Origin of the sequence: Sphingobium sp. MK2 (assembly GCF_040170545.1) — a bacterium.
Taxonomy (GTDB): domain Bacteria; phylum Pseudomonadota; class Alphaproteobacteria; order Sphingomonadales; family Sphingomonadaceae; genus Sphingobium.
The window spans coordinates 1-12,934 of the sequence record NZ_JAZDXA010000019.1 but is presented as its reverse complement, the minus strand read 5'-3'; the positions used below and the strand labels follow the sequence as shown (position 1 = coordinate 12,934).

The window sequence follows — 12,934 nt, the reverse complement described above, 5'->3', positions numbered from 1 at the left end:
TCAATCCTCCACCCGGAATACCAGCAGCGGCCCATCCGCCGATCCCGCTATGACGGCGCAAACAGCCTGGCCAATGTGCAGCGTTTCGGGCGTCGTACCCTCGACCCGGCTCATCAGCCGTGCGCCCTCTTCCAGATCAATGAGCGCCACATGATAGGGCGGCGCGGGCGGACGTTGATGGATCCAGGACAGGCTATAGACGGTGCCGCGCCCGGACGCCTCGATCCATTCAAGCGGTTCGCCGGTGCCGGGTGCGGTCGCGCGCGGTGGGAAAATCACCCGGCCATCGGGCGCCCGCTGTAGCAGGCAGCGTCCTTGTGTCAGCGCCGCGCGCCATTGCTGCTCAGGCCCGCTCATGCCGACGCCCCCAGCGCGCCCGTCGCCTGCAACGCCATAATCTCGGCATCGGAAAATCCCGCTTCGCGCATGATCTGTTCGCTGTCGCCGCCCAGCACGGGTCCAGGGTCGCCGATCGCACCGGGCGTCGCGGAAAAGCGGGTGGGAATGCCGGGAAAGCGCATCGTGCCCAGTTCCGTCTGCTGCTCGTTCCAAAAGCCCGTCTCGGCCAGATGGGGATCAGTCAACAGATCGGTCAGCGTCGCGATCGGCGTTGCCGGAATCTGCGCCCGTCGGAACAGCGTCATCCATTCCTCGGTCGTCCGCGTCGCGATCACGTCAGCCACCCGCACCAATACGGTCCCGATATTTTCGGTGCGTGACCGCATCGACCCGAAGATCGGATCGCGCGACCATTCGGGATGACCAAGTTCCTCGAAAAAGGCGCGCCAATGTTTGTCATTATAGATCATGACGCCGATATGCCCGTCGGCCGTGCGATAGGGCCGCCGGGCCTCAGATGTCGCACGGGGATATTCGGGCGGCCCCTGCGGCGGCACGAATAGCGATCCGCACAGATGTTCGACCATCGTGAAGGATACAAGCGTTTCGAACATGGGCACTTCAATTTCCTGCCCGGTACCGCTTTTTTCGCGCGCATAGAGCGCTGCCATTACCGAATAGGCGCCAGTCAGCCCGGCGACCTTGTCCGCTATGACCGTGGCGGCATAGGTCGGCTGACCGCCCGACAGACGCGCCTGCAAATCGACGATGCCCGATGCAGCCTGTACGATATCGTCATAGGCCGGATAGTCGCGATAGGGGCCGTTTCGCGCGAAACCATAGAGATTGGCATAGATGATCCGATCGTTGACGGCACTCAGGGCCGCATAGTCCAGGCCGAGGCGCCCGATGGCACTGGCCCGCATCGAATGGATGAAGACATCGGCGCTTTCCGCAAGCCGCAGCAGCGCGGACCGCGCGGCAGCTTGCTTGAGGTCCATTACGATCGACCGCTTGCCGCGATTGACGTTCAGGAACATCGCTCCGCGCGCCGCATCGGGTCCGGGTGGAATGAAACGGGTGGTGTCCCCCTGCGGACTTTCCACTTTGACGACATCGGCCCCCAAGTCGGCAAAAATCTGCGTCGCATAAGGGCCCATCAGCACGCTGGTCAGGTCCAATATGCGCACGCCCGCCAGCGGCCCTTTTCCTTTGCCGCTCATTGGCCCGTCTCGATCATTGCCATCTCCTTGGCCTGCCCTAAGCTCGCGCGCACACGCACATATGCGGGAGAGGGAAGTTTGCTGTCATGAACGTTCATTTGATCGCCGCCGGAAAATTTCACGACATTGATTTTGCGCGGCTCGAACTGCTCAAATTGCTGGCGGAACAGCCACAAATCCGTACGTCTGTTGCGTCCGACTATGCCGATCTCGCCAATCTGGCGCGCGCGGATATGCTGATTACCTACACATGCGACCTCATGCCAGCCGATGATGCGCAGGTGGCGGCTCTCGACACATTCCTGCGACGCGGCGGCCGCTGGCTCGCCCTGCACGGCACCAATGCCGTGCTGCGCTTCGGTGCGGACGGCGTCGTCGACACACCCGATCTTGTGCCGACGTTCAGCCAGTTGCTCGGCACCCGCTTTGCCGGCCATCCCCCGATCGCTCCGTTCAAGGTGTTCGTGACGCGCGGCGATCATATGATGACGCAGGGACTGCGCGACTTCCGCGTCGAGGATGAACTGTATCTCACGCATCGCACCGCCGATATCGACGTGCTGCTCCACACCAGCTTCACCGGAACATGCGACGAATTTCGCGATGCGGACTGGGACGAACCGCAGGTGCCCGTGCTCTACGAACGGTCGGTGGGGAAGGGGGCGATATTGTATCTCACGCTGGGTCATTGCCGGGGCCATTATGATCTTCGGCCGCTGACGTCCTTCTGGCCGCATCCGCAACGCTGCGCCTGGAATTATCCGATTTTTCATGAGCTTTTGCGCCGTGGCATTGGCTGGGGACTGGCCAATGCCAAGGACGGTTGATCGGGCCGCAGCGCATGAAGCTGGGCTTCGAGCGAACACAGCACCGGCTCCACCAGGGCTTCGTCCATGGCGCCGGTCATCAGGTTGATCGCCATACCTTCCATAGTCGCTTGCGACACGGCCATGGCGAGCGCGAAGCGATGCGGCTCGCTCTGCCATTCGGGATAGAGGCTGGCGGCTAGCTGGTTGAAGCGGGCGCGGAACTCCGCTTGCAAGGGGTGCAGCATCGCGGCCAGATCGCTGTTCGTGCGCGCTGCAATAGCGAGTTCGTGAAAGGCGATGAAGGCGGGCTTCTGCACCTGCCGCCAATAGGTGCGCACCATGGCGCGATGGTCCAGCGCATTGCGTTCCGCCGCCCGACGGAACGCAAGCAACCGCCGTTCGTGCAGGTGGATGATCGTTTCCTTGATAAGGGAAACGCCATTGTCGAAATGGTGCAGCATCGCACCGCGCGACAGCCCGGCCTCCAGCGCGACCTGCGGCGTGGTCGTGCGGGCATAGCCGTTGCGCACGAGAACCCGGATTGTCGCCTCGATCAATCGCGCCCGCGTATTCAGGCTTTTGAGCGCCTGCTGCGTTGGCCCATCAACAGCGGTGCGTTTCACGATGGTGCCTCTCCTCCTTCTCGGTCAGGCTTGCCGCCTGACTCTATGACACCATCCTATAGCGGAAAATAGAAAAAGACATCCATGATTGTCTTTTTCTGCCAAATGGCGTGTAAGGTCAAAGGCGGACAGACCAAGGAGAGACCGGCATGGACGCCACCGCCGACATCGTATTGTCGCTGCATCAACTGACGATACTCGACGCCGCGCCGACTCGGCTGGTGGATCTGGCTGCAATGACCGGATGCGCGCATGTGTGCCTCTTCACCATCATGCCGGACGCAGCAAAGGGACGCTACCCGCTGGTGACGCCCTCCGACGTGCCGCAATTGCGCGCCCATATGAAGGATGCCGGTGTAACGATCGGTAATATAGAGGTTTTCTCCCTCGATGGGCAAGAGGATGTCGATGCTTTCGCGCGCGCGCTCGACGTCGGCGCGTCCCTGGGCGCCACGCGCGCGACCGCGCATATCCATGCCATATCTGATCCGACCGAAGCGGTTGATCGTTTTGCTGCCTTTGCCGCGCTCGCGCACAGTTTCGACATCGTTGCCGGTTTGGAATTTATGCGCTTTTCGGCGATCCGCACGATCAGCGAAGCAGCGCAGATCGTGCGGCAGGCAAAGCGCGGCATGCTGGCCTGCGACGCCCTTCATCTGTTTCGCGAAGGCGGTAGCGTGGAGGAGGTCGCCGCCAACGCCGATCTCATCAGCTATATTCAGTTGTCGGACGGTCTGCACCATTGTCCAGATGATCAGCGCTGGAACGAAGCGGTCAAGACGCGCGAACTGCCAGGCAAAGGGACTTTCCCGCTCTCTGATCTCTTATCCGTCCTTCACCAGCCGCTGCTGGTTGAAGTCGAAGTACCAAGGTGGATAGACAAGGCCCAGGGCGTGAATGACGAGGATCGCGCACGCGCCGCCGTCGATGCCTGCAGAAATATCGTCGGTCTGGCCTTACCACTATCATCGCCCAGACGGAGTGTAGAAGGATAAGCGGGCATTCGGGGAATGGGGCGGCCTGCGGCTCTTCGATAAACAATGGACGGCCGGATCGACAACCAGGCATCGATGCTTGATCCTGTCCGCGGTTAACGCTCCAAATCCTATTCATGCCATGGAAATTCTCGCTCGCAACAGTGGCGAAGATTGCCAAGCGCCGCTAGTATCACCCTTGCCGATTTCTCTTGAATTGGTAAGGCCTATTATAGGCGAGGGCTGAGACATGATTGAGACAGATAAAAGTGCCGGCGGTTCTGCCCCTATGGAAGGGACCGAACGGCTGTATCAGAAGCTGGCGCGCCGGTTGTTCCAGGATCTGGCGGCGGGTCGCTATGCCATTGGCGACCGTTTGCCCGCCGAACGCGAACTTTCCGTCATGCACGGGGTCAGCCGACCCGCCGTGCGCGAGGCGATGATCGCCTTGGAAGTCCAGGGGTTGATCGAGGTGCGCGTCGGATCGGGTGCCTATGTCCGCGCCCTGCCCGGCGATCAGGATCGTCCCGGCTTCACCGTGACCGCCTTTGAACTGATGGAAGCCCGGCTGCTGGTCGAAGGGGAGGCGGCGGCGCTCGCCGCGGTCAACATCCGCGACGATGAACTCGAAGAGCTGGACCGGCTGGTACAGCAAATGTCGGAAGAAAATCTCTTGCCCGGCGTCAGCACCGAAGCCGATCGCGCCTTCCACCTGCTCATCGCCTCGGCCACGCGCAACGCGGTGATCCACAGCCAGGTAGAGGAGATGTGGCGCTTGCGTTCGACCTCGCCCGACTGCGCGCTCCTGCTTGAAAAGGCGCGCACCGCCAATATCCAGCCCATCGTCGAGGAACATAGCGCCGTGCAGGATGCCCTTCATGCCCGTGATCCCGCCGCGGCCAGGGCGGCGATGCGCGCGCATCTCGGCGCGGTGATCGATCATCTGCTGTTCGCGATCGAAGAGGACGCGATCCAGGATGCCCGTCGCACCGTCGCTTCCACCCGTGCGCGCTATAGCCGCGCCGCAACTTTATAGGTTTTGTTCATGCGCCCGCTGACCTTGCATCCTGACCGTCTGTTTCCGACCGATCCGTCCGTCCGTACGATCGCGCGCCGCCTCTATGAAGCCGTCGCTGGCCTGCCGATCATCAGCCCCCATGGCCATACCGACCCGCGCTGGTTCGCGCAGGATCAACCCTTCGGCAACGCCAGCGAATTGCTGCTGACGCCCGACCATTATGTCTTTCGGATGCTCTACAGCCAGGGCATATCGCTCGAAACGATCGGGCTAGTGCCCAATGGGGGCGGCGGCACCCCTGTCGATCCCCGCGCGGCGTGGCGCATATTGGCGGAAAATTACACGCTGTTCCGCGGCACGCCCTCGCGCATGTGGCTCGACTGGGTCTTCGCGGAAGCCTTCGGCCTGACCGTCCAGCTCGAAGCGGCCAGCGCCGACCTCTATTATGACACCATTACAGAGGCCTTGGCGACCGAGGCCTTCCGTCCGCGCGCGCTCTATGATCGCTTCAATATCGAGGTGATCACAACCACGGAATCGCCGTTGGACGACCTCGCCCATCACGCCGCCATTCTTGCCGAAAAAGATCGCGCCGACGGTTGGAAGGGCAGGGTGTTGACCGCCTACCGCCCCGATCCCGTCATCGACCCGCATTTTGACGGCTTTCGTGACAATCTGCGCAAGCTATCGGAGCTGACTGGCGAGGATGCGTTCGACTATAGGGGCTATCTCGCCGCCCACCGCCAGCGCCGCGCCTTTTTCGCCAGCATGGGCGCTACTTCGACCGATCACGGCCATCCAACCGCTGCGACCGCCGATCTGACCGACGCAGAGGCGCAGGCGCTGTTCGCGCGCGTGACCGCCGACAGCGTGCCCGATGCCGACGCCGAACTGTTCCGCGCGCATATGCTGACCGTCATGGCCGGGATGAGTGTCGAGGACGGCATGGTCATGCAGATTCATCCCGGTGCCTATCGCAACCATAATGCGTCGCTCTTTACGCGCTTCGGCCGCGACAAGGGTGCCGACATTCCGATGGCGACCGAATATGTCCACGCCTTGCGCCCCTTGCTCAGCCGCTATGGCAATGAAACAAACCTCACCATCATCCTCTTCACGCTGGATGAAACCAGCTATGCGCGCGAACTCGCGCCCTTGGCTGGCCATTATCCCGCGCTCAAGCTCGGCCCGGCCTGGTGGTTCCACGATAGTCCCGAAGGCATGCGCCGCTTCCGCAACCAGATGACGGAGACGGCGGGCTTCTACAATACGGTCGGCTTCAATGACGATACTCGCGCCTTCCTGTCTATCCCGGCGCGCCACGACGTCGCGCGCCGTATCGACTGCGGCTTCCTCGCCCAATGGGTCGCAGAACATCGGATGGAGGAATGGGAGGCGGCCGAACTGGCCATCGACCTATCCTACACGCTGGCCAAAAAGGCGTATAAGCTGTGAGATTGTCGCAAGAGAATATCACCGCGCTGAACGCGAACGTCGAACGGCCGGGCTATGACCGCGCTGTCCAGGCCTGTGGCATTGTCCATTTCGGCATCGGTGCCTTCCACCGCGCGCATCAGGCCGTCTATACCGACGATGCCATGGCGGCGGGCGACCGCGATTGGGGCATCACCGGCGTATCGCTCCGTTCGGGCGATGTCGCGGATCAGATGCAGCCGCAGGATGGCCTGTTCACCGTATCGGAACGCGGCAGCGGCAGCCCGCGCACCCGCCTGATCGGCGCAGTGCAGCACGTGATCGTCGCGCCGCGCGACCCCGCCGCCGTCGTCGCGGCGCTGGCCAGCAGCAGCACGCACATCGTCAGCTTCACCGTTACGGAAAAGGGCTATTGCCGCACCCCCGCAGGCCAGCTTGATCTGTCCCTGCTCGAACCGGAACTGACCAAAGACGCAACCCCGCGCAGCATCTACGGCTTTCTCGCCGCCGGGCTGGCCCATCGACGCGCGGCCGGCCTTGCAGGCCTGACGCTCGTAAGCTGCGACAATCTCGCGGAAAATGGCACGGTCCTGTCCGGCCTGCTCGACGCCTATCTCGATCGCGTCGATTCGGGCCTGGCTGCATGGTTCCACCGCGAATGCGCCTGCCCCTCCACCATGGTCGACCGCATCGTGCCCGCCGTCACCGATGCCGACCGCCAGCAGATCGCCGACACCATCGGTCTTGAGGACGCCGCCGCCGTCATCACCGAACCCTTCCGCCAATGGGTGATCGAGGATCGCTTCGCCGGGCCACGCCCCCGCTGGGAAGTCGGCGGCGCGCAACTGGTATCCGATGTGCGCCAGCATGAAGCCGCCAAGCTGCGGATGCTCAACGGTGCCCACTCGGCGCTCGCCTATCTCGGCCTCGCGCAAGGCTATGACTTCGTGCATCAGGCGATCGCCGACCCAACCCTGCGTCCCTTGATCGAGCGCCTTATGCGCGACGAAGCGGGCGCAAGCCTCGGTAGCGCCCCCGGCCTCGACATCGACGCCTATGCCGCGCAACTGCTCGCGCGCTTCGCCAATCCCGCATTGCCCCACCGCCTCGCCCAGATCGCGATCGACGGGTCGCAGAAAATCCCGCAACGCTGGCTGGAGCCGCTGGCGATCAATTTGGCCGCAGGCCGCGCCTGTCCCGCAACATTGAAAGCCTTGGCCGCTTGGATGCTCCACATCCGCGGCGACGCGCGGCCGGTGGACGATCCCATGGCCGCGCAGCTTGCCGCCCTATGGCAATCGGCCGGGACCGACGGCATCGTCACCGCCTTGTTCGGCGAACAGGGACTGTTCGCCGATCGCTGGACCGTCACCGACCAGAGCCGCGCCTTGCTCCAGGCCGAAGTGGATCAGATAGCGTCAGCCTGATCAGCGACAGTCTCAATCTCATAATGGATGGGTTTGAACCTGCCACCATTGGAATCGGGCGCTGAACAGGCGGTGAGGCCAATGATCAGGTCCATCTCCGCCCGGAACCGGATATGGTCGCCCGCCTTGCTGACGGGCGGCAGCACGCGCAGCTTGCCATCCGGCGCAACAGGCACGTTCATGAAGCAATTGAAGGCAACCGGAATCGTATCCGGCTCGATCCCATAGGGGGCCAGCGCTTCGGCCAGATTGCCGAAACAGCCGCGATGCGGCTCCAGGTCGGGATAGAAATGGTGGAACGTGTCGATGGAGCAGGGCGTCAGCAAAAAATCATGCCGGCCTACCGTATCCGCGATGATCGTCAGCATCACCTGCGACCGATTGGAATAGAGCGCATGGCCGGTGGTCAGGCTGATCGTCTCGGCATAGTCCAGCGTCCGCCCGGACGAAATCACCTCCCGCACATCGGCGGCATTATAGGCCAACAGGTCCGCCACCTGTTCGCCCTTGGGATCGGTCACCGTCAGCACGGCCCCGCGCGGCAGCCGGAATGCCGTGCCGCTTCGCTCGGCGATCACTTGCACGCCATCGGTCATGCTTTCTCTCCATGATATTCGAACGGCGCGACCCATTGGTCGCCCACGGCGCGCCCGGAATATTGCCGTGCCTCGCTATTCTCGCCAAATCGCTCCAGCATCGGGTTGCGCGATCCGGCCAGCGCTTCGTCGCGCACCAATATCTTCTCGCGCATCGTCTCATATTTTCCTTCGGCCCGCAGTTGCTCGAACTGGTCGTGCAGGTTGAAGATCAAGGTGGGATGCTTGAACCGGCGCGCCGGTCGGCTGGCGCGGGGATGCAGGCCTACGATGAAATAGGCTTCGCCCCCGAAACTCAGCGAAAAATGGGGATTGGTCGGATCGGCGCTGACCCGCTTGTCATAATCCTGGCCGCGCCACGCATCCTTGTCGCTCAGCGACTGCACCCGGTCCCACAAGGCGCGCTCGAACGCTTCCTCCGAAAGATCGTCCGGCCCTTCGAACACCGCCGCAAAGCTGCGGAACAGCCCCGGTTGATCCTTGTACGCGCTGGTAAAGCCCAGCAACGCATCATGTACGCGCAGATCGTCCCACGCGCTGTCGATGCGATTGCATGCCAGCGTCACGAGATTGCCGCGCGCCAGTGCGGCCTTCGCGCCGACGCAGGGAAAGGCTGGCGCGCTGATATGATCCTGCAACTCGCCTTCGAGTTGGGTTTGGGACTCATGGGTCCAGGGGAACATGCTGCATTCCGTTTCATTGTCTGTGTCATACGTGCCGGTTGATCCCGTCAATCAACGGATCGACGGGGTAACCTGCCAATCGCCTGTTCGTTTCACCTCCCGACAACGTTTCAACGACAAATTGGCCGCACCGCGCGCCGCGCAATCGCATTGATCCAGATTGATTTACCCCGCCAAGGGCGAGCGAACGGCGCGGCGGCACACCGGCTTAATCGGCATCCGGCGCACCGTTCGACAGGCCGGATGCCAGCACGATCGCATCAACCTTCCGCAACATCGCCTCGAACCGGGCCAGTTCCGACTGGGAGAAACAATCGAAAATCCGCCTCTCCAATTCCAATGCCTTCGGGACGACAGCGTCATACAGCGTCCATCCCTCGCTCGTCAGGACTAACAGATGCGACCGTTGATCGGCGGCGTTGGGCCTGCGCGCGATCAGGCCGCGCGCGATCAGGCTCTTGGCCGCGCGGCTCACCGTCACCTTGTCCATCCGCGTTCGGCTACCAATGGCCTGCTGGGTGATGCCGTCAGGGCTCTCGGCCGTCACCGCAACCACCCGCCATTCGGGAATGCGCAGCCCGAATAGCGCCTGATAGGCATGGGCCACCGCGTCGCTCACCAGATTGGCGGTGAAGGACAAGCGATAGGGCAGGAAATGATCAAGCGCGAGCCGGGGAGTAGACATGCCAGATAGTAACATTTGACACCAGTTCGGCAAGTCTTATAGTGGCTGCATATGAAACTATAAATGGAGGCATGTCGACAATGGTACAGGCGGACGATATGATGACCGGCTTTGCCAATCATTTCGTGACGCAGGCCGTGCCCGGCGCGCTTCCGGTCGGCTGCAACTCGCCGCAGAAAGTGCCCTTCGGCCTCTATGCCGAACAGCTTTCGGGCACGGCCTTCACCGCGCCCCGTGCTGAGAACCGCCGCAGTTGGCTCTACCGCCTGCGCCCCACTGCACAGCATGGCACCTATCGCCCTTGGCAGGGGGCTGGCCAACTTCGCTCCGCGCCCTTTGCCGACCTGCCACCATCCCCCAACCGCCTGCGCTGGAACCCGCTGCCGATCCCGACCGATCCGACCGATTTCCTCGACGGCCTCGTCACCTATTGCGGCAATGGCGATGTCGCGGCGGGCGTGGGGCAGGGCGTGCATCTCTACGCCTGCAACCGCTCGATGCAGGACCGCGCTTTCTTCAACGCTGACGCCGAAATGCTGATCGTGCCGCAGGAAGGAACCATCCGCCTGATCACCGAACTCGGCCGCTTCGATGTCGCGCCGCTCCAGATCGCGCTCATCCCGCGCGGCCTGCGCTTCCGCGTCGAATTGCTGGCCCCGGTCGCACGCGGCTATGTCTGCGAAAATTACGGCGCGGCCTTCCGCCTGCCCGACCTTGGCCCGATCGGATCGAACGGCCTCGCCAATCCGCGCGATTTCGAAACGCCGGTCGCCTGGTTCGAGGATGTCGATGCGCCGGTCGACCTCATCCAGAAATTCCAGGGCCAGCTCTGGTCCACCCGCCTGCCGCACAGCCCGTTCGATGTCGTCGCCTGGCACGGCAATCTCGCCCCCTGCCGCTATGACCTGCGCCGCTTCAACACGATCAACACGGTCAGCTACGACCATCCCGATCCGTCCATCTTCACCGTCCTGACCAGCCCCAGCGACACGCCGGGCACCGCCAATTGCGACTTCGTCATCTTCCCGCCACGCTGGATGGTGGCGGAGGACACATTCCGCCCGCCCTGGTTCCATCGAAACGTCATGAGCGAATTTATGGGCCTGATAACAGGCACCTATGACGCCAAGGCTGGCGGCTTCGCGCCCGGCGGTGCATCGCTGCACAATCAGATGGCGAGCCACGGCCCCGACCGCGCCAGCTATGAAGCGGGCATCTCCGCCCCCTTGGCCCCGCACAAGATCGAGGCGACCATGGCTTTCATGTTCGAAAGCCGCTTCCCCTTCCGCCCCACAAGCTTCGCCGCGCAAGCCCCCTTCGCCCAGCCCGACTATGACCAATGCTGGGATGGCTTCCGCAAGGCGCAACTCCCCACCGACAAGGACGCCGCATGATCGACCACACCCACGCCGCCGACCTGCAAAGCTGGGTCACCAGCGCGAACGGCCATGCGGCCTTCCCGATCCAGAATCTGCCGCTCGGCATCTTCTCGCCACCGGGCGGCAGCCCGCGCGCTGGTATTGCGATCGGTGACTATATCCTTGATATAAAATCTATAATTGACATTCTGCCGACGGACTTACAGGCCGCGCTGAACCAAACCCGCCTCAATAACTTCTTCGCCCTGCCCACCGCCCTCCGGCGCGAATTACGCAAAACAGTGTCCGCTTCGCTGTCCGATTTGGCGTTTCAGGCAGCGGTCGAACCCGCGCTGCACCCGATGGCGGCATGCGAACTCCACCTGCCAGCGACCATCGGCGATTATACCGATTTCTATGTCGGCATCCATCACGCCACCCATGTCGGGCAGCTATTCCGCCCCGACAATCCACTGCTGCCCAACTATAAATATGTGCCGATCGGCTATCATGGCCGCGCCTCCTCGATCCGCCCCTCCGGCATCCCAGTCGTCCGCCCAGTCGGCCAGACCAAGGGACCACAGGATAGCGAACCGCGCTTCGGTCCGACCCGGCGTCTGGATTATGAGCTGGAACTGGGCCTGTGGATCGGCGAGGGCAATGAATTGGGCGAGCCCATTCCGATCGGCCAGGCGGCCGACCATATTGCGGGCTTCTGCCTGCTCAACGACTGGTCGGCGCGCGATTTTCAGGCGTGGGAATATGTGCCGCTCGGCCCTTTCCTCGCCAAGAATTTCCATTCCACCATCTCGCCCTGGGTCATCACGCCTGAAGCGCTCGCCCCCTTCCGCACCGCGCAGCCGATGCGGGACGCCGCCGATCCCAAGCCCTTGCCTTATCTCTGGGATGAACAGGATCAGGCAGGCGGGGCTCTAGCACTCGACCTTAGCGTCACCCTGTCCACTGCCCGCATGCGTGATCAAGGGCTGCCGGACTTCGCGCTCAGCCACGGTCCCTCATCGAACATGTATTGGACGCCCGCGCAGATCGTTACCCATCATGCCTCGAACGGCTGCAACCTCCAGCCTGGGGACCTGCTCGGCACCGGCACCATTTCCGGCCCCGATCGCAGCGCCTATGGCAGCCTGCTCGAAATCAGCCGGGGCGGCGCGGAGCCGATCACCCTGCCATCGGGCGAACAGCGCACCTTTCTGGAGGATGGCGACGAAGTGATCCTCACCGCGACCGCGCAGCGGGAAGGCTTCGTGTCCATCGGCTTTGGCGAATGCCGCGCCCGCATCCTTCCGGCGAAAGGCTGACTGGCATGATCCTGCACGGCTATTGGCGGTCGAGCGCCGCCTACCGGGTCCGCATCGCACTGGCGCTCAAGGGGCTGGACTATCGCCAGACGACCCACGATCTGCGTACCGGCGCGCACCGCGCCCCGTCCTTCCGCGCGCTCAACCCGCAAGCGCTCGTTCCCGCGCTGGAGACGCCGGACGGTGTCCTCACCCAGTCCGGCGCGATCATCGAATGGCTGGACGAACAATATCCCGACCCGCCGCTGCTGCCCGCCACTCCGTTCGACCGAGCGGTGGTTCGCGGCATGGCGGCCCTCGTCGCCTGCGATATCCACCCGCTCAACAATCTGCGTGCCCTCGACCGGCTACGCGGCGATTTCACGGCGACCCCAGATCAGATCACCGCCTGGATCGCTCACTGGATTAGCGAAGGCTTCGCCGCGCTGGAGGAACAGATTGCCCGC

Annotated in this window: 14 protein-coding genes; 8 read left to right on the top strand and 6 right to left on the bottom strand. The window is 63.0% G+C overall.

The features are described from left to right. Entirely contained in the window at positions 1-357 is a 357-nt protein-coding gene (locus V2I08_RS10715) for an OB-fold domain-containing protein (protein ID WP_349635088.1), read from the bottom strand. Continuing rightward, positions 354-1,562 carry a CoA transferase gene (locus V2I08_RS10710; RefSeq protein ID WP_349635087.1) on the bottom strand — a complete coding sequence of 403 codons (1,209 nt, stop codon included), beginning with the start codon at positions 1,560-1,562 and terminating at the stop codon, positions 354-356. The genes V2I08_RS10715 and V2I08_RS10710 overlap by 4 nt, the downstream gene beginning before the upstream one ends. 86 nt (positions 1,563-1,648) lie before the next feature. Between V2I08_RS10710 and V2I08_RS10705 the strand changes: the two genes are divergently transcribed. After that, complete coding sequence (locus V2I08_RS10705) at positions 1,649-2,389, top strand: ThuA domain-containing protein (RefSeq protein ID WP_349635086.1); 741 nt, start codon at positions 1,649-1,651, stop codon at positions 2,387-2,389. On the opposite strand, the gene V2I08_RS10700 is transcribed toward V2I08_RS10705, so the two are convergent. Then, positions 2,332-2,994, bottom strand: a complete 663-nt coding sequence (locus V2I08_RS10700; protein ID WP_310222322.1) for a TetR/AcrR family transcriptional regulator — start codon at positions 2,992-2,994, stop codon at positions 2,332-2,334. The two genes, V2I08_RS10705 and V2I08_RS10700, sit on opposite strands and share 58 nt — an antisense overlap. A gap of 149 nt (positions 2,995-3,143) precedes the next feature. Here V2I08_RS10700 and V2I08_RS10695 point away from each other — a divergent pair, with 149 nt between their 5' ends. The 4 genes from V2I08_RS10695 (at position 3,144) to V2I08_RS10680 (ending at position 7,847) form a co-directional block, all read left to right on the top strand. Next, entirely contained in the window at positions 3,144-3,989 is an 846-nt protein-coding gene (locus tag V2I08_RS10695; RefSeq protein WP_349635085.1) for a TIM barrel protein, read from the top strand. 268 nt (positions 3,990-4,257) lie between these two features. Beyond that, positions 4,258-5,004 (top strand): FCD domain-containing protein, encoded by a 747-nt coding sequence (locus V2I08_RS10690; RefSeq protein ID WP_349635084.1) that lies wholly within the window; start codon positions 4,258-4,260, stop codon positions 5,002-5,004. 9 nt (positions 5,005-5,013) lie between these two features. After that, on the top strand, positions 5,014-6,441 hold the full coding sequence (gene uxaC, locus V2I08_RS10685) for a glucuronate isomerase (RefSeq protein ID WP_349635083.1): 1,428 nt from the start codon (positions 5,014-5,016) through the stop codon (positions 6,439-6,441). Continuing rightward, positions 6,438-7,847, top strand: coding sequence for a mannitol dehydrogenase family protein (locus V2I08_RS10680; protein WP_349635082.1), 1,410 nt, complete (start codon positions 6,438-6,440; stop codon positions 7,845-7,847). Before uxaC ends, V2I08_RS10680 begins: the two co-directional genes overlap by 4 nt. On the opposite strand, the gene V2I08_RS10675 is transcribed toward V2I08_RS10680, so the two are convergent. The 3 genes from V2I08_RS10675 to V2I08_RS10665 form a co-directional block, all read right to left on the bottom strand. Continuing rightward, on the bottom strand, positions 7,829-8,443 hold the full coding sequence (locus tag V2I08_RS10675; RefSeq protein WP_349635081.1) for an urea carboxylase-associated family protein: 615 nt from the start codon (positions 8,441-8,443) through the stop codon (positions 7,829-7,831). The genes V2I08_RS10680 and V2I08_RS10675 overlap by 19 nt on opposite strands. Then, positions 8,440-9,126, bottom strand: coding sequence for a guanitoxin biosynthesis heme-dependent pre-guanitoxin N-hydroxylase GntA (gene gntA, locus V2I08_RS10670; protein WP_349635080.1), 687 nt, complete (start codon positions 9,124-9,126; stop codon positions 8,440-8,442). Before gntA ends, V2I08_RS10675 begins: the two co-directional genes overlap by 4 nt. Positions 9,127-9,334: 208 nt before the next feature. Then, positions 9,335-9,811 carry a MarR family winged helix-turn-helix transcriptional regulator gene (locus V2I08_RS10665; protein WP_349635079.1) on the bottom strand — a complete coding sequence of 159 codons (477 nt, stop codon included), beginning with the start codon at positions 9,809-9,811 and terminating at the stop codon, positions 9,335-9,337. A 101-nt stretch (positions 9,812-9,912) separates the two neighbouring features. On the opposite strand from V2I08_RS10665, the gene hmgA reads away from it, so the two are divergent. The 3 genes from hmgA to maiA all read left to right on the top strand — a co-directional run. Further along, positions 9,913-11,205, top strand: a complete 1,293-nt coding sequence (gene hmgA / locus V2I08_RS10660) for a homogentisate 1,2-dioxygenase (RefSeq protein WP_349635156.1) — start codon at positions 9,913-9,915, stop codon at positions 11,203-11,205. Further along, on the top strand, positions 11,202-12,488 hold the full coding sequence (gene fahA, locus V2I08_RS10655; RefSeq protein WP_349635078.1) for a fumarylacetoacetase: 1,287 nt from the start codon (positions 11,202-11,204) through the stop codon (positions 12,486-12,488). The genes hmgA and fahA overlap by 4 nt, the downstream gene beginning before the upstream one ends. Positions 12,489-12,493: 5 nt before the next feature. Next, the coding region (maiA, locus tag V2I08_RS10650; RefSeq protein WP_349635077.1) for a maleylacetoacetate isomerase at positions 12,494-12,934 on the top strand (441 nt) is incomplete at its 3' end.